This window comes from Pseudomonas sp. Eqa60 (assembly GCF_018326405.1).
GTDB classification, from domain to species: Bacteria; Pseudomonadota; Gammaproteobacteria; order Pseudomonadales; family Pseudomonadaceae; genus Aquipseudomonas; species Aquipseudomonas protegens.
Window position 1 is genome coordinate 6,825,301 of the sequence record NZ_AP024342.1, and the last position, 24,311, is coordinate 6,849,611.

General features: G+C 65.9%; 20 protein-coding genes and 1 pseudogene. 16 read left to right on the forward strand and 5 right to left on the reverse strand.

The annotated features are described in order from the left end of the window. Positions 1-92 precede the first annotated feature (92 nt). From KI242_RS31070 to KI242_RS31085, 4 genes are all read right to left on the reverse strand, one after another. Positions 93-338, reverse strand: coding sequence for a GlsB/YeaQ/YmgE family stress response membrane protein (locus KI242_RS31070; RefSeq protein ID WP_011064289.1), 246 nt, complete (start codon positions 336-338; stop codon positions 93-95). A gap of 107 nt (positions 339-445) precedes the next feature. Continuing rightward, entirely contained in the window at positions 446-1,528 is a 1,083-nt protein-coding gene (locus KI242_RS31075; protein ID WP_169892387.1) for a 5-(carboxyamino)imidazole ribonucleotide synthase, read from the reverse strand. A gap of 11 nt (positions 1,529-1,539) precedes the next feature. Next, positions 1,540-2,031 carry a 5-(carboxyamino)imidazole ribonucleotide mutase gene (gene purE, locus KI242_RS31080; RefSeq protein ID WP_011064291.1) on the reverse strand — a complete coding sequence of 164 codons (492 nt, stop codon included), beginning with the start codon at positions 2,029-2,031 and terminating at the stop codon, positions 1,540-1,542. Between the two features lie 524 nt (positions 2,032-2,555). Continuing rightward, entirely contained in the window at positions 2,556-3,470 is a 915-nt protein-coding gene (locus tag KI242_RS31085; protein ID WP_011064292.1) for a LysR substrate-binding domain-containing protein, read from the reverse strand. A gap of 181 nt (positions 3,471-3,651) precedes the next feature. On the opposite strand from KI242_RS31085, the gene aspA reads away from it, so the two are divergent. The 13 genes and pseudogenes from aspA to KI242_RS31150 all read left to right on the forward strand — a co-directional run bounded on the left by aspA (position 3,652) and on the right by KI242_RS31150 (position 18,378). After that, positions 3,652-5,076 (forward strand): aspartate ammonia-lyase, encoded by a 1,425-nt coding sequence (aspA, locus tag KI242_RS31090; RefSeq protein WP_041120431.1) that lies wholly within the window; start codon positions 3,652-3,654, stop codon positions 5,074-5,076. Positions 5,077-5,773: 697 nt separating this feature from the next. Next, positions 5,774-6,130: a DUF3077 domain-containing protein gene (locus KI242_RS31095; RefSeq protein ID WP_053154616.1), complete on the forward strand. Its 357-nt coding sequence runs from the start codon at positions 5,774-5,776 to the stop codon at positions 6,128-6,130. Between the two features lie 226 nt (positions 6,131-6,356). Then, positions 6,357-7,082 carry a hypothetical protein gene (locus KI242_RS31100; RefSeq protein WP_212805792.1) on the forward strand — a complete coding sequence of 242 codons (726 nt, stop codon included), beginning with the start codon at positions 6,357-6,359 and terminating at the stop codon, positions 7,080-7,082. A 98-nt stretch (positions 7,083-7,180) separates the two neighbouring features. After that, positions 7,181-7,828: a YcxB family protein gene (locus tag KI242_RS31105; protein ID WP_212805793.1), complete on the forward strand. Its 648-nt coding sequence runs from the start codon at positions 7,181-7,183 to the stop codon at positions 7,826-7,828. Between the two features lie 47 nt (positions 7,829-7,875). Beyond that, complete coding sequence (locus KI242_RS31110) at positions 7,876-8,895, forward strand: beta-ketoacyl-ACP synthase 3 (RefSeq protein WP_212805794.1); 1,020 nt, start codon at positions 7,876-7,878, stop codon at positions 8,893-8,895. Further along, entirely contained in the window at positions 8,895-9,902 is a 1,008-nt protein-coding gene (locus KI242_RS31115) for an NAD(P)-dependent oxidoreductase (protein ID WP_072451887.1), read from the forward strand. The genes KI242_RS31110 and KI242_RS31115 overlap by 1 nt, the downstream gene beginning before the upstream one ends. Next, on the forward strand, positions 9,899-10,753 hold the full coding sequence (locus KI242_RS31120) for an MBL fold metallo-hydrolase (RefSeq protein WP_212805795.1): 855 nt from the start codon (positions 9,899-9,901) through the stop codon (positions 10,751-10,753). The genes KI242_RS31115 and KI242_RS31120 overlap by 4 nt, the downstream gene beginning before the upstream one ends. Further along, the gene (locus KI242_RS31125) at positions 10,743-12,101 is read left to right on the forward strand and encodes a F390 synthetase-related protein (protein ID WP_212805796.1); all 1,359 of its coding nucleotides are present in this window, start codon (positions 10,743-10,745) and stop codon (positions 12,099-12,101) included. Before KI242_RS31120 ends, KI242_RS31125 begins: the two co-directional genes overlap by 11 nt. Further along, the gene (locus KI242_RS31130; RefSeq protein WP_212805797.1) at positions 12,089-13,243 is read left to right on the forward strand and encodes an ATP-grasp domain-containing protein; all 1,155 of its coding nucleotides are present in this window, start codon (positions 12,089-12,091) and stop codon (positions 13,241-13,243) included. Before KI242_RS31125 ends, KI242_RS31130 begins: the two co-directional genes overlap by 13 nt. Then, the gene (locus KI242_RS31135) at positions 13,240-14,379 is read left to right on the forward strand and encodes a hypothetical protein (RefSeq protein WP_212805798.1); all 1,140 of its coding nucleotides are present in this window, start codon (positions 13,240-13,242) and stop codon (positions 14,377-14,379) included. Before KI242_RS31130 ends, KI242_RS31135 begins: the two co-directional genes overlap by 4 nt. Continuing rightward, a complete protein-coding gene (locus KI242_RS31140; protein ID WP_212805799.1) occupies positions 14,376-15,392 on the forward strand; it encodes an aromatic ring-hydroxylating dioxygenase subunit alpha in 1,017 nt (338 codons plus the stop codon). Before KI242_RS31135 ends, KI242_RS31140 begins: the two co-directional genes overlap by 4 nt. A 441-nt stretch (positions 15,393-15,833) precedes the next feature. After that, positions 15,834-17,273: an alanine/glycine:cation symporter family protein gene (locus KI242_RS31145; RefSeq protein ID WP_011064304.1), complete on the forward strand. Its 1,440-nt coding sequence runs from the start codon at positions 15,834-15,836 to the stop codon at positions 17,271-17,273. 104 nt (positions 17,274-17,377) lie between these two features. Beyond that, positions 17,378-18,378: pseudogene (locus tag KI242_RS31150) on the forward strand (asparaginase). Between the two features lie 64 nt (positions 18,379-18,442). Here the strand turns inward: KI242_RS31150 and KI242_RS31155 are convergent. Beyond that, positions 18,443-18,988 carry a hypothetical protein gene (locus KI242_RS31155; RefSeq protein ID WP_026020147.1) on the reverse strand — a complete coding sequence of 182 codons (546 nt, stop codon included), beginning with the start codon at positions 18,986-18,988 and terminating at the stop codon, positions 18,443-18,445. Positions 18,989-19,186: 198 nt separating this feature from the next. On the opposite strand from KI242_RS31155, the gene KI242_RS31160 reads away from it, so the two are divergent. From KI242_RS31160 to KI242_RS31170, 3 genes are all read left to right on the forward strand, one after another. Next, positions 19,187-20,179: an AraC family transcriptional regulator gene (locus tag KI242_RS31160; protein WP_015637519.1), complete on the forward strand. Its 993-nt coding sequence runs from the start codon at positions 19,187-19,189 to the stop codon at positions 20,177-20,179. A 184-nt stretch (positions 20,180-20,363) separates the two neighbouring features. Continuing rightward, positions 20,364-22,160 carry an ankyrin repeat domain-containing protein gene (locus KI242_RS31165; RefSeq protein WP_212806406.1) on the forward strand — a complete coding sequence of 599 codons (1,797 nt, stop codon included), beginning with the start codon at positions 20,364-20,366 and terminating at the stop codon, positions 22,158-22,160. Positions 22,161-22,260: 100 nt separating this feature from the next. Beyond that, positions 22,261-24,186, forward strand: coding sequence for an ankyrin repeat domain-containing protein (locus tag KI242_RS31170; RefSeq protein ID WP_212805800.1), 1,926 nt, complete (start codon positions 22,261-22,263; stop codon positions 24,184-24,186). The last annotated feature ends 125 nt before the right edge of the window (positions 24,187-24,311 follow it).

Here is a 24,311-nt window from a genome sequence, read left to right on the forward strand (position 1 = left end):
TTCTAGTGCCCAGACCGTCAGATGCGTTGAAGTTTCAGATGAAGAAAAAGGCTCCCCTCCGCGCGGACGGCAGAGGGGGCTTGTAGCGTGGTTCAGCTCTTCTTGACGAAGCCGTAGATCACCAGCAGGACGATCGCGCCCACCAGCGCACCGATGAAACCGGCGCCCTGGCCAGCCTGGTAGATACCCAGCGCCTGGCCGCCATAAGTGGCCGCCAGCGAACCGCCGATACCCAGCAGGATGGTCATGATCCAGCCCATGCTGTCGTCTCCCGGTTTGAGGAAGCGCGCCAGCAGACCAACGATCAAGCCGATGAAAATGGTTCCAATAATGCCCATGGCTGTTCCTCTGTAAGGGGGGTTCAAGCCAAAGCCTAGCCAGCACTTTGGCATCCTGCTATCAGAGAACGGCGGGAAACGAAGGTTCCCGCCAGCCGGAGGATTTGTTACTCGGCGATCAGCGCTTGCACCTTGAGGATCTGCGCTTGCAGGGTCGCCTGATCGGTGCAGCGCAGGTTGGCGTGGCCGACCTTGCGCCCGACCTTGAAGGCCTTGCCGTAGTGATGCAGGTGGCAGTCGTCGATAGCGATGACCTTGTCCACCGGCGGCACTTCGCCGATGAAGTTGATCATGGCGCTCTCACCGACCTTGGCCGTGGAGCCCAGGGGCAGGCCGGCCACCGCCCGCAGGTGGTTTTCGAACTGGCTGCACTCGGCGCCTTCGGTGGTCCAGTGCCCGGAGTTGTGCACCCGCGGAGCAATCTCGTTGGCCTTGAGGCCGCCGTCCACTTCGAAGAACTCGAAAGCCATTACGCCGACGTAATCCAACTGCTTGAGCACGCGGCTGGAGTAGTCCTCGGCCAGGGCCTGCAACGGGTGGTCACTGCTGGCCACCGACAGGCGCAGGATGCCGCTGTCGTGGGTGTTGTGCACCAGCGGGTAGAAACGGGTTTCACCGTCACGGGCGCGCACGGCGATCAGCGAGACTTCACCGGTGAAGGGCACGAAGCCTTCCAGCAGGCAAGGCACGCTGCCCAGTTCGGCGAAGGTGCCTTCGACGTCGGCGGCACTGCGCAGGACCTTCTGGCCCTTGCCGTCGTAACCCAGGGTGCGGGTCTTGAGCACGGCCGGCAGGCCGATGCGCGCCACGGCGGCGTCGAGATCCGCCTGGGACTGGATGTCGGCGAACTCCGGAGTAGGAATCCCCAGGTCCTTGAACATACTCTTCTCGAACCAGCGATCGCGGGCGATGCGCAGGGCTTCGGCGCTCGGGTAGACCGGCACGAACTGCGAGAGGAAGGCCACGGTTTCCGCCGGTACGCTCTCGAATTCGAAGGTCACCAGGTCCACTTCATCGGCCAGCTGGCGCAGGTGGTCCTGGTCGCCGTAGTCGGCCCGCAGATGTTCGCCCAGAGGGGCGGCACAGGCATCCGGCGCCGGGTCGAGGAAAGCGAAGTTCATTCCCAGCGGAGTCCCCGCCAGGGCCAACATGCGGCCCAGCTGGCCGCCACCGATTACACCGATCTTCATCGTCAACAACCTCAGGCGACGCGCGGGTCTGGATTGTCCAGAACGCTGTCTGTCTGTTCAGCACGGAATTTTTTCAGCACCGCGTGGAACTGCGGGTGCTTGGCGCCCAGGATGCTCGCCGAGAGCAGCGCCGCGTTGATCGCGCCCGCCTTGCCGATGGCCAGGGTGGCCACGGGGATGCCGGCCGGCATCTGCACGATGGACAGCAGCGAATCCACGCCCGAGAGCATCGACGACTGCACCGGCACGCCCAGCACCGGCAGGTGGGTCTTGGCCGCGCACATGCCCGGCAGGTGCGCCGCGCCGCCGGCACCGGCGATGATCACCTCGATGCCTCGCGCCTCAGCCTCATCGGCGTACTGGAACAGCAGGTCCGGGGTGCGGTGTGCGGAAACCACCTTCACCTCGTAAGGGATGCCGAGCTTTTCCAGCATATCGGCGGTGTGGCTAAGGGTGGACCAATCGGACTTGGAGCCCATGATCACGCCAACCAGTGCACTCATCGTCGTGCCTCTTCTCTCTGGGCGCCCGCAGGCGCGTCAAAAACAACAAGCCACGCGAAATGCGTGGCTTAAATTGTACGAATTATGGCCAGGCGAACCGGCCGAAGGCCGCGCAGTATACCGAAAAAGGCGCGTTAAACGCACTTTCGCCGACCATCTGCAAAACAAAGTATTTCCGGCGCAAAACCCCGGTTTTATTGACTCCCAGGTCAATCCAGCCCCCCCTCGCAGGCGCTGGCTTGCCAGCGAAGAGGCCCACCCTGCAATCACCACCCTCCCGGCCGACGCCTTCGCCGGCAAGCCGGCTCCTACAAAAAAACCTGCGCCTATCTCCCGTAGGAGCTGGCTTGCCAGCGAAGAGGCCCACCCTACAATCACCACCCTCCCGGCCGACGCTTTCGCCGGCAAGCCGGCTCCTACAAAAAAACCTGCGCCTATCTCCCGTAGGAGCTGGCTTGCCAGCGAAGAGGCCAGCCCTGCGATCACCGCCCTCCCGGCCGACGCTTTCGCCGGCAAGCCGGCTCCTACGTGGCCGCAGCTTGCGCGGCAGCGCCTTCCAGCTTGCGCCACAGCAAGCGTACGTTGGCCTTGCGCACCAGGGCGCAGCGGTACAGGCGAATCTCCAGCGGCACATGCCATTGCGCCCCGCCGCACACCACCAGCTCGCCCCGGGCCAGCTCGGCGCGCACGCTCAGTTGCGGCACCCAGGCAATGCCCAGGCCTTCCAGGGCCATGCTCTTGAGGCTGTCGGCCATGGCGGTTTCATAGACGGTGGTGAAACGCAGGTTGCGCTGGCGCAGCAGCAGGTTCACCGAACGCCCGAGGAAAGCCCCGGCGCTGTACGCCAGCAACGGCACGCTGGCCTCGCCTTCCAGGTCGAACAGCGGCTTGCCCTGGGCATCGGCGGCGCACACCGGGAGCATCTCGGTGTGCCCCAGGTGCAGCGAGGGGAAGATTTCCGAGTCCATCTGCAAGGCTGCGTCCGGGTCATAGAAGGCCAGCATCAGGTCGCAACCGCCTTCGCGCAGGGCGTGCACCGCATCACCGACGTTGGTGGCCACCAGCCGCGTGGCGATGTTCAGCCCTTCGTTGCGCAGTTGGGCGATCCAGCGCGGGAAGAAACCCAGCGCCAGGGAGTGGGCCGCCGCCACCTGCATCACCTCGCCCTGCCCGCCTTCCAGGTGGTGCAGGTGACGCACCACCTCGCCGAGCTGTTCGACCACGGTGCGCGCGGTCACCAGGAACAACTGCCCCGCTGCCGTCAGCTCCACCGGCGTACGCGAGCGGTTGACCAGGGTCAGGCCCAGGGCCGCTTCCAGGCTGCGGATCCGCCGGCTGAAGGCCGGCTGGGTCACGAAACGTCGCTCGGCAGCCTGGGAAAAGCTGCGGGTGGCGGCCAGGGCACTGAAGTCCTCGAGCCATTTGCTTTCCAGATTCATCACGTCCTCCCGGACACGCACCATTTTAGGTCACACGCTCGCCGGCAACCCGGCGTCACACCGGCATTATGCCGAATATGCATAGCCCAGTGTTTAACAGCATTGGCCCAAAAAATCCCTTCGGCCTAGGATTCGCAGCGTTCCCGGCACAGACCGGGTCCCTACCGAGATGATCTCCGTCATGTCCTCCGCTGCATCTTTCCGCACAGAAAAAGACCTGCTTGGCGTACTCGAAGTACCGGCTCAAGCGTATTACGGCATCCAGACCCTGCGAGCGGTGAACAACTTCCGCCTCTCCGGCGTTCCGATTTCGCACTACCCAAAACTGGTCGTGGCCCTGGCAATGGTCAAGCAGGCAGCTGCTGACGCCAACCGCGAACTGGGTCATCTGAGCGAAGCCAAGCATGCAGCCATCAGCGAGGCCTGTGCCCGCCTGATCCGCGGCGACTTCCACGAAGAGTTCGTGGTGGACATGATTCAAGGCGGCGCTGGCACTTCGACCAACATGAATGCCAACGAAGTCATCGCCAACATCGCGCTGGAGGCCATGGGCCACAGCAAGGGCGAATACCAGTACCTGCACCCGAACAACGACGTGAACATGGCGCAGTCCACCAACGACGCCTACCCGACCGCGATCCGCCTGGGTCTGCTGCTGGGTCACGACGCGCTGCTGGCCAGCCTCGACAGCCTGATCCAGGCGTTCGCCGCCAAGGGCCAGGAATTCAGCCACGTCCTGAAGATGGGCCGTACCCAGCTGCAAGACGCCGTGCCGATGACCCTCGGCCAGGAATTCCACGCCTTCGCCACCACCCTGGGTGAAGACCTGGCTCGCCTGAAGACCCTGGCGCCGGAAGTGCTGACCGAAGTCAACCTGGGCGGCACCGCCATCGGCACCGGCATCAACGCCGACCCGCGCTACCAGCACCTGGCCGTACAACGCCTGGCCACCATCAGCGGCCAGCCGCTGGTACCGGCTGCCGACCTGATCGAAGCCACCTCCGACATGGGCGCCTTCGTGCTGTTCTCCGGCATGCTCAAGCGCACCGCGGTCAAGCTGTCGAAGATCTGCAACGACCTGCGCCTGCTGTCCAGCGGCCCACGCACCGGCATCAACGAAATCAACCTGCCAGCGCGTCAGCCCGGCAGCTCGATCATGCCCGGCAAGGTCAACCCGGTCATCCCGGAAGCGGTCAACCAAGTGGCGTTCCAGATCATCGGCAACGACCTGGCCCTGACCATCGCGGCCGAAGGCGGCCAGCTGCAACTGAACGTGATGGAGCCGCTGATCGCCTTCAAGATCTTCGACTCGATCCGCCTGCTGCAACGCGCCATGGACATGCTGCGCGAGCACTGCATCACCGGCATCACCGCCAACGAAACCCGTTGCCGCGAACTGGTGGAGCACTCCATCGGCCTGGTCACCGCGCTGAACCCGTACATCGGCTATGAAAACGCCACCCGTATCGCCCGCATCGCCCTGGAAAGTGGCCGTGGCGTACTGGAACTGGTGCGCGAAGAAGGCCTGCTGGACGACGCCATGCTCGACGACATCCTGCGTCCGGAAAACATGATTGCCCCGCGTCTGGTTCCGCTGAAAGCCTGACCGCCGCGACCCCGAAACATGCAACACCGCTCACCAGGTTGAGGGACTAGACACCTCTCACCTTTTGAGGGCTTGGAGCTTCGTCTCCAGGCCCTTTTTTTTGCCTGCGTTTTTTTCTCCTGCCGTTGAAATCGCCGCGCCCGCTTCGCGGCCGATCGCAGCCTGCGACAGCGGCTACACCACCCCACCTGAACTGCGCCCGCGACCTCATTTGTAGCCGCTGCCAAGCCCGCGAGGCTGCGAACGGCACCGCAGGGGCCGCAAAACCTGCCAGCACACTCTGGCTGGCCTACCCCACTCGTACACTCAACAAAGCCCCTATCACCCCCTGCCCATTAGCCGATTGATCAGGGAATGCCGCCCAGCGCTGGAGCCGTTTCGCTTTGTTTTGTAGGGCAAATCCGAGAGAATCCCCCACGCCTTTGAGCGCCTTGTACCCCTTCGAACGATCAGGCAGTCTCCCGGTGCCGCTGCCAAATCAGCGGCCCGGATGTGGAAGTTCGGACCTGAGTAAGCATGAGCGCTCATGAGCATGGCTCGACGCATTGTCGTCGGCATCGCTTTATGGCGGTTGTGCGCGGGACACCTTCGGGTGTGCTGGGTTACTCAGTCCCGGTCTTCCACACCCTCGCACAACTGCCACCCCTCATGTGGAAGTGAGCTCGGCAGTCCGTTAACTACTGAGTGAGTGACCGTCATGAAAAAGCTCGTCCCCGATCCACCCTTGCCCACCGATCATCCGCGCCGCGACCCGGAGCTGGACCGCGCCAACGCCAACCTGCTGGCCGCCTTGCACGGCACCCGCCATCGCCCCTTCGGCCTGCGCGACGCCCAGGGCCACCCGCTGTTCGCCGTACAGCCCCAGGTGAATGCCGAAGACGCCCTGATGCACGTTTCCTTGCTGCTCAAATGCGCCGAAGAGGTGTCCGATGAAATCACCGAACGGGCCAGCGGCATCGAACGCGGGCTGATCTGGTCCATGGTGCATTCCGTGGAAATGGCCCGCGCCGTGGTGGACGCCCTGCTCGACGGCGCCCGCCCCGGCCCCGCCTAAACACCGCCCCGTAGGAGCTGGCTTGCCAGCGAAGAGGCCTGCCCTGCCTTCAGCGGCATCCCGGCCGACGCCTTCGCCGGCAAGTCGGCTCCTACACACCGCGTATCCCCCCGTAGGAGCTGGCTTGCCAGCGTTATGGTCCCTTGTTTTAAACCAGCACAATCCATCGCCCGCAGTGGATAATCGCCTCTCTCAAACATCCGCCATCCCCGAGGCACCGCAGTCGATGGACCCGACGCACACCCAAGCTCTGCAACAACTGCGCAAACTGATCCCCATCGGCCTGCGCCATGCCCAGACCCTGCTCGCCCGCTGCGCCAATAATCCGCAGCAAGCCGCCGAGCTCTACAAAGCCGAGCTGTTGCAGGTGCTGGTAGACAAATCCGACCTGCCCCCCGAGCAAGCACGAGAACACTTGCTCAACGCCGGTTACGACCTGAACTGCGCCCTGCACGCTATAGAAGAAGCGCGCTTCACCCTGACCCAGCGCATCCTGCGCAAGCACCACCGGGACCCGGGCCAGGCCCTGGACCTGATCGCCCAGGCCATCGAAACCGCCGAGCAGCTGCCGCGTCAGTACTGGCTGGATTTGCAACGACTGGAGGCGCTGGCCCCGGCACTGCGCTGCTTCATGGTCCTGCACGAATGGCTGGCCTTCGAGGACTGGGAAGGCTTCGATAGCGCCCTGCACTTTCATCTGCCCCAGGCCATCGCTCAGTTCAGGCTCCTGCATCTGGACGCCCTGGCGGACACCCTGGAGCAGGCCGATCAGCGCCAGCAGCAGCTACGAGCCGCCCACGCCGGGAGCGAAGGCCCCGTCGAGCTGGCCATGCGCATCAACCAGGACCCGTTCTTCAACCTCTGCCAGGACCACTTCAACCAGCAGCGGCCGCAGCTGGACGAGCGCCTGTACCAGTGGGTGGAGCAACATCTGGAGCAGTTTCCAGCCTGAACAGCCGCTTGGCGTTGACGCACACGCCGCTGCTCAACACACCCCAGAAGCCGGTAGACTGCCGCCCTCACCGAACACGGACCTCGGATTCAGCCCCCATGGAATTGCACTACCGCATCACCCCCGCCCACACCGAAGCCTGGATTGCCGAACCGCTGAAGCAGGAATTGCTCAAGGATGATCAGCAGCATGTCCGGGCCATGAGCACATTTGCCCGGTGGCAAAGCCGCTTTATCGGTCCCGTGATGTTCACCCTGTGCCTGATCGGCGGCTGCCTGTCGATCTATTTCCCCGAGCGCAACTTCACCGCGGAGAAGGTCATCGCCATGGTGGCGTTCGCCTTGATCTTCATCCCCCTGTGGTGGCGCTTTTCCGGACGCTGGATCAAGCACCTGCAAGCCCGTATTGCCGCCACCCCGATCAAGCCCCAAGCGCCGCTGCGCGGGTTGAGTCAGCGCCTGATCGAAACCCGGTTGCGGGCCGTCGAAGGCACCTATTGCCTGAACTTCGACGACCAGGGCTTCACCCTGCTCAACACCCGCGGAGGTCAGAGCAGCCTGGCCTGGAAGCAGATCGCAAGCGTGCAGGAAATTCCCGACTTCTACCTCGTGGCGGACGCCGATATGGAGCGTCAAGGCGTGGCCTGCTTCATCGCCAAACACACTGACCTGATGCCCACCGAGGCCTACCAGCAGGGGCTGCAAGCCTTCCTGAGCCAATGCCCGGCGGCACTGCCAGCGCACTAACCGCCTCTCTCAACGCCAGCCCCGACGCCCACACACACGGAATTTGCATGCACACATCAGCGTCCTCCCCTCGCCCGGCCCGCGCCCTGGCCATCCTCGGCACCGGCCACGCCCTGCCGCAGCGGGTGGTCACCAGTGCCGAGCTGGACCGCCAGCTCGGCCTGGAAACCGGCAGCGTGGCGCGCATCAGCGGAGTGCAGCAGCGCCACGTCGCCGATCCTGCGGACACCGCCGCCAGCCTCGGCGCCAGCGCCGCGCTCCAGGCCCTGCACGCGGCGGGCCTGGCGCTTGAACAGCTGGACCTGATCGTCTGCGCCAGCGGCACCATGGATCAGGGCATGCCCTGCAATGCGGCGCTGCTGCAACGGGAGCTGGGCCTGGGTCAGTCGGGCATTGCGGCCATGGACATCAACGCCAGCTGCCTGGGCTTTATTGCCGCCCTGGACACCCTGTCCTGGCCGATCCAGGCCGGGCATTACCGGCGCGTGCTGCTGGTGTGCGCCGACATCGCCTCCTGCGGCCTGGACTGGCAGCAGGTGGAAGTCTGCGGCATCTTCGGCGACGGCGCGGCAGCGGTGGTGCTGGAAGCGGGCGACGGCGGCCCGAAGATCCTCGCCTCGCGCCTCAAGACCTACGCCGAAGGCGCCGCGCTGTGCCAGATCCCCGCCGGCGGTTCGCGCTTTCATCCGCGGCGCATCCAAGTGCCGTTCGAGCCCCTGACCAGTTTCACCATGCAGGGCAAAGGCGTGTTCCGCCTCGCGGCCAAGCACCTGCCCGAACTGATGGACGATTTGCTGCAGCAAGCCGCACTGTCCCTTGCGCAGATCGACTGGATCATCCCCCATCAAGCCAGCCAACAGGCCATGCAGCATGCGGCCAAACGCCTGAGCCTGGGGCCGGAGAAAGTCATCGATATCTTTGCCCGGCATGGCAATCAGGTGGCGGCGTCCCTGCCCACCGCTCTGGATATCGCGGTGCGCGACGGGCGCATTCAACGCGGACAAACCCTGATGCTGATCGGCACCGGCGCGGGCCTGTCCCTCGGCGGCATGATCCTGGAGTACTGATGAAGATCCTGGTCACCGGCGGCACCGGTTTTATCGGACGGCATCTGGTCTGGAAGCTGGCCGCCGAAGGCTGCGAGGTGCAGTTCAGCGGGCGCAACCCCGAGGCGGCGGCGCAAGTCATTGCCCACAGCCCGGCGCCCGTGCGCTGGCTGCCCCTGGAGCACGGCAGCCCGTTGGCCAAACGCCTGCTGGCCGATGCCAGCCGCGAGCATGACGCCATCGTGCATTGCGCCGCCTTGTCTTCACCCTGGGGTTCGCCCCAAGCGTTTGCCCGGGCCAACCTCGACTCCACCGCCGAGGTGATCCACGCCTGCGGCAAGAACCGCATCCCGCGGCTGGTGCATATCTCCACCCCCAGCCTGTATTTCAACTTCAGTGATCGCCTGGGCATCCGCGAAGACCAGCCGCTGCCACCACCGGTGAATGACTACGCCCGCAGCAAGGCCCAGGCCGAAACCCTGCTGGCAGACGCCAAGCTGCCCGAATGCGTGATCCTGCGCCCCCGGGCGGTGTTCGGCCCCTGGGACGCAACCCTGATGCCGCGCCTGCTGCGGGTGATGCAACGGGGGGCGATTCCACTGATGCGCGGCGGCCAGGCACAGCTGGACCTGACCTGCGTCGACAATCTGGTGCACGCGGTGTGGCTGGCCCTGACCCGGCCCCTGCCGCGCCCGCTGTGCGTCTACAACCTGAGCAACGGCACGCCCCTGGCCTTCAAGGACCTGCTGCAACAGATGGCCGAGCACTTCCGCCTGCCGCTGCGCACCCGTCGCCTGCCCTGGCCTCTGGTGCATGGCGTGGCGCGCCTGCTGGAGCTCAAGGCACGGCTGGGCAACGGCGCCGAACCCCTGATCACCCGCTACGGCGCAGGCGTCCTGGCCTTCAGTCAGACCCTGGACATCAGCGCCATCCAGCGCGAGCTGGGCTATCGCCCGGTGATCAGCCAGGACCAGGGCATTGCCCAGCACGCCCAATGGTGGCTGGCCCAACAGAGACAAAAACCATGAGCCGCAGCGTCAGCTTGAAGATCCTGCGGGCCGGCTGGTGCCAGCACCTGGAATGCATGGCCGACCGCGGCGGGCGCCTGGCGCCGGTGCAATTTCCGGCACTGTGCGGGCTGATCCAGCACCCGGAGCACGGCTGGATTTTGTACGACACCGGCTACGCCGAGCACTTCTTCCAGGCCACCCGCGCCCTGCCCGAGCGCCTGTACCGCAGCGCAGTGCCGGTGCAGTTGCCGGTGGTCGAGCAGTTGGGGGCGCAGCTGCATGAGCTGGGCATCGGCCCGGGGGATATCCGCTACGTGATCATTTCCCACTTCCACGCCGACCATATCGCCGGGCTGCGGGATTTTGCCAATGCGCGCTTTATCGCCCTGGAAGCCGATTACCGGCATATCGACAGCCTGCGCGGCCAGCGTTGGCGCGCCACCCTTGGCGGCCATCTGCCGAGCTTGCTGCCGGACGACTTCAGCGCCCGCCTGCGCCTGGCCGAAGCCAGCCCCAGCTGTGCGCTGCCAAGCTGGATGGCGCCCTTCGAGCAAGGCCTGGACCTGTTCGGCGATGGCAGCCTGATCGGCGTGCCGCTACCGGGGCACAGCAAAGGCCAGCTGGGCCTGTTCATCCCCGACGCCCAGGGCCGGCCGGTGTTCCTGGTGGCCGACGCCTGCTGGTCGGTGCCGGCCTGCCGCGCCGAACGCCTGCCCGCCGCCCCGGCGCTGTGGTTTGCCAGCGCCGACCGTCAGCAGTACGTGCGCACCTACCACGGCCTGGGCCAGTTGATCCGCCGCGAACCGGCGGTGGCGGTGCTGCCGTCCCATTGCACCCAGGCCTGGGAGGCGTTCGCCCATGAACAGTGAGCGTCTTGTGGGCACCCTGCGCAGCATCGGCGCCTTCGTGTTCAGCCGCTACGCCCTGCGCTTTCGCCGTCGCGAGCGGCTGGAAGCCTGGCAGGCCCGGCGCCTGCGGCACTTCATGGCCAAAGTCCTGCCCCGTGGCCAGCGCTTCAACGGGCTGACCCAAGACGGCCTGCACAACTTGCCGCTCATGGACAAAGCCGCCCTGATGAGCGACTTCGCCGCCTTCAACACCCGCGCCCTGAGCCTGGAACAGGTGTTGCCGGTGGCCCTGCAGGCGGAACGTTCCCGGGACTTCAGCCCGACCCTGGGGGACATCACCGTGGGCCTGTCCAGCGGCACCTCGGGGGCCCAGGGGGTGTTCCTGGTCAGCAGCGTGGAACGCCAGCGCTGGGCCGGCATCCTGCTGGCGCGCACTCTGCCCCGGGCCCTGCTGCCCCGGCTGCTGTGCCCCTGGCTGGCGCCGCTGCGGATCGCCTTCTTCCTGCGAGCCAACAGCCGCCTGTACACCACCCTGGCCAGCCGCCGCATCGACTTCGCCTTTCATGACCTGACCCTGGGCCTGGCCGCCTCCCTGGAACGCCTCAACCAACAGAACCCGGACGTGCTGGTGGCCCCGGCCACAGTGCTGCGGGGGCTGGCCCAGGCGGCCCTGGCCGGGCAGCTGACGATCCGCCCACGGCACATCCTGTCGGTAGCCGAAGTGCTGGAAAGCACCGACGCCGAGCTGGTGCAGCAAGCCTTCGGGCGCAAGCCGCAGCAGATCTATCAGGCCAGCGAAGGCTTCCTCGGCTACACCTGCGAGGCCGGCACCCTGCACCTGAATGAAAGCCACCTGCACATCGAGCCGCAATGGCTGGACCCTGAGCGCACGCGCTTCCAGCCGATCATCACCGACTTTTCCCGGCGTACGCAGCTGATCGCGCGTTATCGCCTCAACGACATCCTGCGGGTGGCCAGCGCGCCCTGCCCCTGTGGCCGTGCGGAGCGGGCGATTGCCGCCGTGGAAGGCCGGGCCGACGAGATCCTCTGGCTGCCCCGGCTCGAAGGCCAGCAACTGGCACCGCTCTACCCTGACGTATTGCGCCGGGCCCTGCTGATGCTGGGGGCGGAACTGGAGGAATACCAGATTCACCAGCGCGGGCTGCTCTGGCAGGCCAACCTGCGTACCTCGGGCGACTACCACGGGCTGTGCCAGCGCTTGAGCGAAGCCCTGGCCGAACTCTGCGCGCAACAAGGGCTGCAGGCGCCGCAGCTGAGCTTCGGCCACTGGCAGGCACCACCGCCACAAGCGAAAAGACGCCGCCTGCTGATGCTGCAACTTCCCGAGGGACTGCCATGCGTGTATTGATTCTCGGCGCCCGGGCCCCGGCCTGCCTGGAGTGGGCCCGGGCCTTTAGCCAAGCCGGCTGGACAGTGACCGTGGCCGATTCCCTGGCCCAACCCCTGAGCCGCTTCAGCCGCGCCGCCGAGCACTTCGTGCGCCTGCCGGAACCCCGCCACGACCCCGAGGCCTGGATCGAAGCCCTGGCGGGGGTCATCCGCCAACAGGCCATCGACCTGCTGCTGCCCACCTGCGAAGAGGTGTTCTACCTGGCCCACGGCCTGGAGCGCCTGCGGCCTTTGTGCCGGGTGTTCACCAGTGATTTCGAGCTGCTGCACCGCCTGCATCACAAGGGCGATTTTGCTGCCATGACCCAGGGCTGGGACGTGGCCGCGCCGCCGACCCGGGTGCTGCATGACCCGGCCGCGTTGCAAGCGCTGGCGGCGGAGCACGACACCCTGGTATTCAAGCCGGCCTATTCGCGCTTCGCCTCCCAGACCCTGATCCGCCCGAGCCCGGCGCAACTGGCGAAAGTCCGGCCCAGTAGCGATGCGCCCTGGGTGGCCCAGCGCTTTGTCCCCGGCCAGGAGTACTGCAGCTTCAGCGTGCTGGTGGATGGCCAGTTGCGCGCCCACAGCAGCTACCAGCCGTGCTACCGGGTCGGGCGCGGCTCGGGGATCTACTTTCACAGCTGCGCCCCGGCGCCGATCCGCGCCTTTCTTGAGCAGTTCGGCCAGGCCACCGGCTACACCGGGCAGGTGGGTTTCGACTTCATCGAAGACCAGCAGGGCCGCTTCCATGTCCTGGAGTGCAACCCCAGAGCCACCAGCGGCGTGCACCTGTTCGACGACCAGCGCGTGCAGTTGGTAGCGGCGCTGGGCAGCGAAGCCGACGCAGCACTGGAGGCGACCCTGGAACCGCGGATGATCGCCCTGGCCATGCTGCTTCTGGCGGCGCCGCAACGGGCCTTGAGCCGCACGTTCTGGCACGACTACCAACAAGCCCGGGACGTGATCGTCCAGGACGGCGATCGCGGCCCGCTGACCGCCCAGCTGCTGAGCCTGAGCGAGATCATCGGCCGCGCCCTGACCCGCCGCTGCGGGCTGCTGGCCGCCTCCACCGCCGATATCGAGTGGAACGGCCAACCCCTGGGAGCGCCGCGCCGATGAAACTGTTGCTGCCCGAGCAACTGGCCCTTGAGCCCCCGAGCACCGGCGACAGCCACGCCCGGCAATACGTGCGCACCTGCGCCGGCGGCGCGCTGATCGGCAACGTCAGCACCGCCCTGGCCCTGCTGGACACCGGCCATCATCAGTTCCCGGTGAGCATCAACCACGGCCACGACCCTGTGGATAACTGTTACGTGGTCTCGCCGCAAACCGCCTACAGCGGCTACGCCCGGGAAGAACTGCAGCGCCTGAAACGGCCCTGGCTGGCCTGGCCCTTGAAGCTGCTGACCCAGGGCGTGGACCGACTACTGAGCGCGGCCAAGGTCGACCGCCTGGTGCAGGTCAATAACTGGCTGTTGTCGACCAACCTCTACCCCGCCGATTGGGATGGTTCGGATTTGCCGGCGATCACCGAACTGCTGCGCCGGCAGTTTCCCGACCACGGCTTTGGCTTTCGCTCGCTCAACGACTTCAACAACCGCGAACTGCGCAAGCGCCTGCAAGCCCTGGGCTACCTGGCGATTCCCAGCCGTCAGGTGTACCTGTTCGACGGCCGCGAGGGCGAACATTCAGCCTTCCTGCGCCACCACAACACTCGCCTGGATGCCACCCTGCTGCGCCGCAGCCCGTATACGGTGGTGCCCGGCAGCGAGTTGAACGAGGCTGACTTCCAGCGCATCGAGCAGCTGTACAACCTGCTCTACCTGGACAAATACAGCCGCCTCAACCCCCACTACAGCGCCCACTGGCTGCAACGCGGGCAGGCCGAAGGCTGGCTGGATGTGCGCGCCCTGCGCAACGCCGAAGGGCGCATTGACGGCGCCCTGGGCTGGTTCGCCAACAGCGCGCTGATCAGCACCCCCATCGTCGGCTACGACACCGCCCTGCCCCAGCGCGCCGGCCTGTACCGGCAGCTGACTAGGCTGTGCCTGCAAGAGGCGGTGAACCGCCGTCAGGTGCTCAACTTCAGTTCCGGCGCCGCCGCCTTCAAGCGCCTGCGCGGCGGTGAGCCAGAGATCGAATACAGCCTGATCCACGTCGCCCACCTGCCCTGGCCGCGGCGCCTGGTGTTGCAACTGATGAGCCTGCTGCTGCAACGAATCGGCGTACCGCTGATGAGGAAGCTCAAACTGTGAACAGTCACGCGGGCTGGTGGCCCGTCGCCCTGAGCCGGCAGCTGCACAAGCAGCCCCTGGCCTGCACCCTGCACGGCGTACCGCTGGTGCTGTTTCGCGATGCCGACGGCGCCGCCGCCGTGCTGCCGGACCGCTGCCCCCACCGCTTTGCGCCACTGAGCGCCGGGCGGGTGCGCGACGGGCAGCTCCAGTGCCCGTACCACGGCTGGCGCTTCGACCCCCAGGGCCGTTGTACTCAGCTGCCCGGCCAGGAGCAGCAGCGGTGCAGCCAGCCCTTGTTGCAGCCGCTGCACAGCTGCGAAACCCAGGGGCTGGTCTGGGCCAGCCTCGCCAGCGAACGGCCGAATGCCCCGCCGGTGGCCGCCGCCGAGCAGGCCCAGGCCCTGGATGTGTTCTGGATCAGCGACCGAGTGCAGTGCAGCTTGCAGGACGCCGCGGAGAACTTCCTCGACGGCTTCCACACCCACTTCGTGCATGCCGGATGGATTCGCCACGACCGCCAGCGCCAGCGCATTCGTGCCTGGGTGCATCAGTTGGAAGACGGGGTCGAAGCCCAATACAGCGAAGAAGGCACCCAATCCGGACTGATCTCCCGACTGTTCGAAGGCGAACGCGGCCTCAGCATGGGGCGCTTTCGCCTGCCGGGGCTGGCGGAAATCGAATACCGCGACCGCCAGGGACGGCTCAACCTGCTGGTCAGCGCCTGGCTCAGCCCGGCCGCCGAGGGCGAACTGCGCCTGTTCGCGCGCATCGCCACGGCCCGCGGCCGCTTGCCGGGCTGGCTCAAGCGCGCTGTGTTGCAACCCTTGTTCAAGGTGATCCTCAAGCAGGACCGGCAGATCCTGGAAAAAGTCAGCGCCAACCAGCAGCGCTTTGCCCAGGTGCCGCTGCGCTGGCACCGGCCCACCCCTCTGGACAGCTCGCTGGATCTGCTGGGGCCGTGGATTCGCCAATTACTGGAACAAGGTGAACTGAAGGACTTCCAAGAACGCCGAGAGGAATTCTGGCTGTAATCCCGTAGGAGCCGGCTTGCCGGCGAACAAGCCTTCAAGACGGGCGCCGCTCAAACGGGCCCCTTCGCTGGCAAGCCAGCTCCTACGGTTGGCAACGGTATCGCGGGGATGATGCGGGCCCCTTGAGGCCCCTGTTCGCGGGGTTTTGAGGGGCGCGACAAGAACCGATTCAGCCCCCCGTACAGCCTGCCGTTCCTCGGCTCGACGCGCAACATGCAGACGGCGAGCCCGCGCACCGGTATAGTGCGCCCCCTCTTCACGTGGTCAGCCGTCGGTAACGAGGCTCAAACCCACGGGAAACCCGAACTAATAACAACCCGCGAATAGAGAACCGGGACGAACAATCGCCCCACCGCTTTGCCGTGCGTGCAATCAGCGGTGTAACAGAATGTTTCCGTCCGCTCTGCTTTTGCCTACACAAAAAACAGCGAGGAATAATCCATGCTCGAAGTCATCAACGACTTCCTCTCAGGGAAAGTGCTGATCGTGCTCATTGTCGGGCTCGGCAGCTACTTCACGATCCGCTCGCGTTTCGTTCAATTGCGCCACTTCCTCCACATGTTCGCGGTGTTCCGCGACAGCCTGAAAAGCAGCGGCGGCCAGCTCAGCTCGTTCCAGGCGCTGATGCTCAGCCTCGCCGGCCGGGTGGGCGCAGGCAACATCGCCGGTGTCGGTATCGCCGTGACCCTGGGCGGCCCTGGCGCGGTGTTCTGGATGTGGGTGACCGCACTGGTCGGCATGTCCAGCAGCTTCTTCGAGTGCACCCTGGCCCAGGTCTACAAACGCGCCGACGGCGACGGCCTGTACCGCGGCGGCCCGGCCTACTACATCGAGCACGGCCTGAAGCGCAAAGGCATGGCGGTGGTGTTCTCCATCCTGCTGCTGGTCACCTACGGCTTCGCCTTCATCGGCCTGCAGTCCTACACCGTGACGCACTCGCTGCAGGACGCCTTTGCCTTCGACCCAAGCCACACCGGCATCGTCCTGGCGGTGCTGCTGGCCATTACCTTCATCGGCGGCATCAAGCGCATCGCCGCAGTGTCCGACCTGCTGGTCCCGATCAAGACCCTGGCCTACATCGCCGTGACCCTGTACGTGATCGGCACCCAGATCGAACAAGTGCCGGCCATGCTGGAGACCATCATCAAGAGCGCCTTCGGCCTCGACCCGGCCTTCGGCGGCCTGCTCGGCAGCGCCATCGTCATGGGCGTGAAGCGTGGCGTGTTCGCCAACGAAGCGGGCCTGGGCAGTGCGCCCAACGTCGCTGCCGTGGCCGCCGTGAAGCACCCGGGCGCCCAGGGCGTGGTCCAGGCCTTCAGCGTGTTCCTCGACACCTTCGTGATCTGCACCTGCACCGCGCTGCTGATCCTGCTGTCGGGCTTCTACACCCCGGGCTTCGAAGGCGACGGCATTGTCCTGACCCAGAACTCGCTGGCCGCCGTGGTCGGTGACTGGGGTCGCCTGTTCGTCAGCGTCGCGCTGTCGCTGTTCGTCTTCACCTGCATCCTCTACAACTACTACCTGGGCGAGAACAGCCTGCAGTTCCTCACCCGCAACCGCACCGTGCTGATGCTGTTCCGCGGCCTGGTGCTGGCGCTGGTGGTATGGGGTTCGATGCAGGACCTTTCGACCGTGTTCGCCTTCGCCGACATCACCATGACCTGCCTGGCCTTCGTCAACCTGGTGGCCCTGGCCATGCTGTTCAAGGTCGGCCTGCGGGTGATGCGCGACTACGACGAGCAGCGCCGCGCCGGCGTCGCCCAGCCGGTGTTCGACTCGCGCAAGTTCGCCGATCTGGACCTGGACCTGAAGGCCTGGCCCGCCGAACCCTCGGCCACCGCCGAGGCCGAGCCGCAAGGCGTGCCCGCAGCGCAACGCTGACGGGTGAACGACGGGCGCATCCTCTGCACCCGTCGGTTACAGTGCGATAAATGTGCGAGCGGGCTTGCCCGCTCCCACAGGTACTCACCGTTTCGGAGAATCCCATGACCCCTTCGACCTACCCTGGCGCCCAGCACGTCATGGTGCTCTACACCGGCGGCACCATCGGCATGCAGGCCAGCGCCGACGGCCTGGCCCCGGCCTCGGGTTTCGACGTGCGCATGCGCGCCTACCTCGACAGCCAGCCCGGGCTGGTGCTGCCGGCCTGGCGCTTTCGCGAGATGGCGCCGCTGATCGACAGCGCCAACATGACCCCCGACTACTGGCAGCGCCTGCGTGAAGCGGTGGTCGAAGCCGTGGACCAGGGCTGCGACAGCGTGCTGATCCTCCATGGCACCGATACCCTGGCCTACAGCGCCGCCGCCATGAGCTTCCAGTTGCTGGGCCTGCCGGCGCCCGTGGTGTTCACCGGCTCGATGCTGCCAGCGGGTGTGCCCGACAGCGATGCCTGGGAAAACCTCAGCGGCGCCCTGTCGGCCCTGGGCCAGGGCCTGGCCCCGGGGTGCACCTGTACTTCCACGGCGAGCTGCTGGCACCGACCCGCTGCGCGAAAATCCGCAGCTTCGGCCGTCACCCGTTCGCCGCCCTGAAGCGCAATGGCGGCGGCGCCAGGGCCGAGGCGATTCCCGCCGGGCTGGATTACCGCCAAGCCAGGCAACTGGCCAAGGTCGGCGTACTGCCGCTGTTCCCCGGCATCGGCGCCGATCTGCTGGACGGCGTGCTCGACAGCGGCATCCAGGCCCTGGTGCTGGAATGCTTCGGCAGCGGCACCGGCCCCAGCGACAACCCGGCGTTCCTCGCCAGCCTCAAGCGCGCACAGCAGCAAGGCATCGTGGTGCTGGCCGTGACCCAGTGCCATGAAGGCGGTGTCGAGCTGGACATCTACGAAGCCGGCAGCCGCCTGCGCGGCGTGGGCGTGCTGTCCGGTGGCGGCATGACCCGCGAAGCGGCGTTCGGCAAGCTCAATGCGCTGCTCGGCGCCGGGCTGGAAACCGCCGAAGTGCGGCGCCTGGTGGAACTCGACCTGTGTGGCGAGTTGGGCTGAAGCTCGGGAGCCGGTAGCTATGCAGTAGCCGCCGGCTCGACGACAAACAGCGGGGGCTGTCAGGTTACTTCTTGACCGAATAATCCTGGCCCCAGACCCGCACCGAACTCGAACTCTCGATCGGCCCCTCAAACACGAACTTCTGCCGCACTGCCGCCTTGGCCGGGATGGTGACTTCGTCCGGGTTGTCGAGGCTGACAGTCAGGTTGTTGGCGTAACCGTCCTGGTCGATCGCCAGCAGGGCGCCGGTCTGCTTGAGGTTGATCAGCCGCAACTGGCTGTCGCTGCTGTTCTTGAAACCCAGGGTGACGTTGAAGCTGTCGCCGACGGCTTCGGTCTTCAATACCTGGACCTCGACGCGGCCTTTCATTTGCTCACGGGAGGAAATGATCGACGCACCGTCGACGCCTTGCGCCGATTGGCGACCATCGAGCACACCTTCGCTGACGCCGCCCAAGAGGTTCTTGCCTGCCGAGATGGCTGACGAGACGGCTGACTTGGCAGAGTCCTTGATGGTGCTTTCGCTGCCTGGCTCAGCCTCGGCCAGGCACAGCGAACTCAGGAGCAAGCCGGACACCAGAAGCAGGGAACGCGCAGGAATGAGGGTCATACATAGTCCTTTATCGGGGTTGCTGCACCGCCACCTCAGGCGGTGAATGGCAGGCAGGTTGCACCAATCAATGCGCCAAGTCACTAGCCACACAACGCCGGGAATGCCGCATGTCGCTGGCCGGCAAACCGCAGGCCTGATCGCGGGCGGCATGCAACTTGCTCCGGTTAAGGGTCTTTCCCAGGCTGGAATCTGCGCATGCTGCACTCGCACCTCACCACCCTCAATGCGGTTTCCCTGATCCTCAACACCTTCAAGGACCAGGGCCAGGCCGGCGGCGCGCTGTTGGCCGGCAGCGGTATAAACCCCGCCGACCTGAGCCGCGCCGACACTCGCATCACCACCAACCAGGAAATGCTGGTGTGCGCCAACGCCGTGGCCTTGCAACGGGACATCGGCCTGGAACTGGGCCGGCGCATGCACGTTTCCTCCTACGGCATGCTCGGCTATGCCCTGCTCACCAGTGCCACCTTAGGTGACGCTTTGCGCCTGGCGCTGCGCTATCCGGCGCTGATGGGAACACTTTTCGAACTGAGCCTGGAAACCGACGGTTCGCGCATCTGGCTGACCGCCGCCGACTACCGCGAAAGCCCGGCCCTGGCCGCGTTCAATACCGAGTTCTGCCTGGTGTCGCTGAAGGTCATCTGCGACGACCTGCTGGGCCACGCCCTGCCGCTACTGGGCGCGCGCTTCGACTACCCGGCCCCGGACTATCAGCAACGCTACCGCGAACCTTTCGACTGCCCGCTGCAATTCAACGCCAGCAGCAACGCCTTCGCCTTCGACCAGCGCTGGCTGGACCAGCCCCTGCCCCTGGCGGACGTGATCACCCACCAGGCCATGGCCGAACGCTGCCGCAAGCAGAACACCGAGTTCACCGGGCGCCAGGCCTGGCTGGGGCGCATCCGCCAGTTGCTGGCGGCGCAGCTGGACGCCGCACCGGGCCTGGAGGGGCTGGCGGAACAGATGAACTGCTCGGCCCGGACCCTGCGCCGCCACCTGCGGGACCTGGGGTGCAGCTATCAGGAACTGCTGGACGAGCTGCGCTTCGAGCGCGCCAAGCAGATGCTCTGCGAAGACCAGATGCCCATCTACCGCATCGCCGAGGCCCTGGGCTTCAGCGAAACCGCGAGCTTTCGCCATGCTTTCATCCGCTGGAGCGGCGTGGCGCCGAGCCAGTTCCGGCCCTGACAAAAACCCCGGCACAACGCTGGCGATTGCATTACATTGCCGACCTTTCTACCGGCAAGGGACTGCACGCTTGAACCTATTCACACACGCCATCGGCATTCGCAGGCTTTGCCTGGCACTGGTGCTGCTGGCTGGCGTCCCTGTCGCCCAGGCGTTCGACCTGTCCAAGATCAAATGGTGGGAGATGCAGAGCGACATCCTCCTGGACGACCCGGAAACCGCCACGCTGCAACTCGAACCCTTTCCCCTGCCCGGGCTGGCCCAGGCGCCGGCCCGAGTGATCCTCAGCCAATACCAAGGGTTGTTCTATCTCAATGGCTATGCGGATGGGCAGTACCGGCAGCGAGTCTACAAGTCGCCGCCCTTGCCGCTGTTCGATGCCCAGGCGCTACAGGTCTGCGTGCCCGAGCAGCGACCCGTTGAGGCCACCGACAACTGGCCGCCGAGCAAGCAACTGGAAGCCGCCCTGAGCCTGACCAAGCTGAGTTTCGACTGCCAGAGCCCAGGCTGGGAGTTGAGCAATCGCTACTTGCTGGTGGACAGCCGCGATCCCCAGCGGCCGTTGCTGGCCATCGGTCAGCGCCAGGGCGAGGCACGGATCGACTTCACCCCGCAGCAACCGACCAGCCCCGAACTGCAGCAGCAATGGCTGCAAGCCCTGCAGAAGTACCCGAAGCTGCTGGAACCCTTTGACGCCAGCAGCGGCCAGCTCAGCGTCAAGCCCTATGCGCCGCCGCCCAGCGCGGAGCAGGTCTGGACAGAATTTCGCCAGCTGCACACGCAATTGCGCGATGCCAAAGACAAGGCCCCGGGCATCGCTCGGGTGGAAGAGTTCTTCAGCCGTCAAGACTTTCGCGCGATCGCCCCCGAGCGCAGTACCTACCCGGGCCTGCTCAACGACATCGCCTATTGGGCCACCGAGGCCGGCCAGTTGCAGAGCGCCCGCCCCTGGCTGGCGTACGTGCTGCGTCGCGACCCGGGGCGCATGCCGACCTACCTCAATCTGGCGGACCTGGATTGGCGCCTGTACGAACAGCAGCCCGCGGACACCCGGCACCGGGGCCGGGCCATGGAGAACTATCGGCTGTATTGCGGGCTGCGCCTGCAACGCCAACTTGGGGTCCCCGCCAGGGTCACCCAACGCCTGGGCCTTGAGGCACCCAGCGAACCGGCCTGCCAAAGCGCCTGGCCGCTGGTGACGGCGGTGGACCAGGGTGACGCGGGCGAAGTCCGGCGCCTGCTGGAGAACGGCCTGAGCGGCGACGTCATCGCCGCCGACGGGCGCCCGGTGCTGTTGCACGCGCTGGACAAGCCAGACCTGGACATCGCCCGGCTGTTGCTGGCCCATGGCGCCCGCCCCGACGGCCAGTACAACGGCCGAACCCAGGTGGTCCTGGCCATGCGCCGCGACCTCAAGGACAACCCCGACCTGAACCGGGCCAAGCGCCTTGGGTTCCTGTTGCAGGCCGGCGCCGCCATCGATGAGCAGGACGCCCAGGGTGGCACCGCGCTGCAGGAAATGGCGAAAAACCGCGAGGACATCGAGCGCTTCAACTGGCTGCTGCTGCACCCCCAGGACCTCGACAAACGCAGCGGGCCAGACGGCGTAACCGCGCTATTCCTGGCGCTCAAGGGAGGCAACTACGCTGCTGCCCGGCAACTGGTGGCGGCCGGTGCCAACCTCAACCTGAGCTACGGCCGCGATTTCTGCGCACAGCAGCCGATTCGCGAAAGCCTGCTGATGATCGTCGCCGAACAGGGCTCGCCCGAAGTCATCAATCCCTGGGTCAGCCAGCAAGAGAGCCTGGACATGTTCACCCTGCTGCTACAACGTGGCGCCGACCCCAACGTCGGCCGCTACTGCAAGAACAACGGCTACACCTGGCTGCTGGAGATCATGGCCCGGCGCAAGCGCGACGACATGCTCAAGGTGCTGCAAGGCTTTGCGCCGCCACCGCCGGCGACGACGTTTCGTCTTTGAGGCGTGGCGCCGAACCCGCTGCGCCTCTGAAACAAAGCCCGGCACAACAGTGCCGATTGCATTACATTGCCGAGCTTTCTATCGGCAAGGGACTGCAACGTTGAAGCTATTCTCAGGCGCCATCGCCCGGCGCATCGGCATTCGCGGGCTTGGCCTGGCGCTGGCACTGCTGGCTGCCACCCCCGTGGCCCAGGCTTTCGACCTGGACCTGGCCTGGTTCAAATGGTCGGGAATGCGCCGCAACTTCGTCCTCGACTACCCGGAAACCGCCACCCTGGAGCTCAAGCCGTTCCCCCTGCCGGGCCTGGCGCGGATGCCGCTGCGGATTGTCCTGAGCCAGTACCGCGGGCTGTTCTACTTCAATGCCTATCAGGACCTGCAGTACCGGCAGCGGGTCTACAAGTCGCCGCCGATGGCCCTGTTCAGCCCTGAAGAGCTGCGGGCCTGTGTGACCCCGGGCGATGACATCCAGGTCAACGACATCTGGCCCACAAGCAACAGCCTGGTCCCCGGCATCACCCTGACGCCCCTGAGCTTCCAGTGCAAGGAGCCATCCGAATGGCAACTTAGCGGGCGCTACCTGCTGATCGACCAACGCGATCCGCAACACCCGTTGCTGGCCATCAGTCACCGCCAGGACCTTGGCCAGATGGAATTCACCCCGTTGCAACCCATCAGCGAGGAAACCGGGCGGCAGTGGTTGCAGGCCCTGGAGACATTCCCGCCGTGGTTCCGCCCCTTCACCCAAGGCAGCGGGCCGATCACCGTCAATGCCTTTGTGCCTGCGCCAGCCTCGACCCCGGACAGCCTGTGGAAAGAGTTCCGCGCGCTGCACGAACAACTGCGCACGGCCAAGGACAAACTGCCGGGCATCCGCGAAGTGGAAGACTTCTTCGTCACCCATGACTTTCGCAGCATCGCCACCGAGCGCCGTGAATACGCCGGCCTGCTCAACGACATCGCCTACTGGACCAGCGAAGCCGGGCAGCTGCAAACCGCCCGCCCCTGGCTCAAGGAAGTGCTGCGCCGCGACCCGGGGCGCATGCCGACCTACCTCAACCTGGCGGACCTGGACTGGGCGATCTACCAACAACGCACGCAGGACAACATCCACCAGGGCCGGGCCATCGAGGGTTACCGGGTGTATTGCGGCCTGCGCCTGAAGCGCCAGATGAGCATCCCGCCCCGGGTGCTGCAGCGCTTGGGCCTGAACGCCGCCAACCCCCGGGACTGCCAGGCCTTCTGGCCGCTGGTGGACGCGGTGGATGCCGGCGACCTGAGCGAAGTGCAGCGCCTGCTGGCCAGTGGCATCAGCGGCGAGGTCATGGCCGACGATGGCCGCAGCGCCTTGTTGCACGCCCTGGACGCACCGCACCTGGACATCGCCCGGCTGCTGCTGGAGCACGGCGCCCACACCAGCGGCCTGTACAACTGGACCACCCTGGCGACCCTGGCCATGCGCCGCGACCTGGGCGACAGCCCCGACCTGAGCCAGGGCGGGCGCCTGAAGTTCCTCATCGAGGCTGGCGTGGCCATCGACGAACCCGACAGCCAGGGCGTGACGCCACTGATGCAGATGGCCGAGAACAAGCGCAGCCTGCAAGGCTTCAGCTGGCTGCTGCAGTACCCGCAGAACCTCGACCTGCGCAACAAGAATGACGGCGAAACCGCACTGTACCGGGCCTTCTCGGGCAACAACTACGTGGCCATGAAGCAGTTGATAGCGGCCGGCGCCAACCTCAACCTGAGCTACGGCCGTGCCGTTTGCAACAACCAGCCCGTCGGCGAAAGCCTGCTGACCCTGGTCGCCGACAAGACCTCCGCCGACGCCCAGTCGCCCTCCGTCAGCCAGCAGGACACCCTGGAGATGTTCACCCTGCTGCTGGAGAAAGGCGCCGACCCGAATGTCGGCCAGCACTGCGAGAAAAAGGGCTACGCAATATTGCTGGAAGCCATTGCCCGGAAAAAACGCGAGGACATGCTCAAGGTCCTGCAGCGCTACGCCCCTACCCCGCCTGCCAGCTGAAACCGGATGGCGCCCCGCAACGGGGCGCCATGCCTCTTTAAGGGGCGAATTTCGGTCAAACACTTTGGCCACATCAATCCCCTTTTGGCCGCTCCTGCCGTTCTCCCAAACCCCGCGCCCCGCAA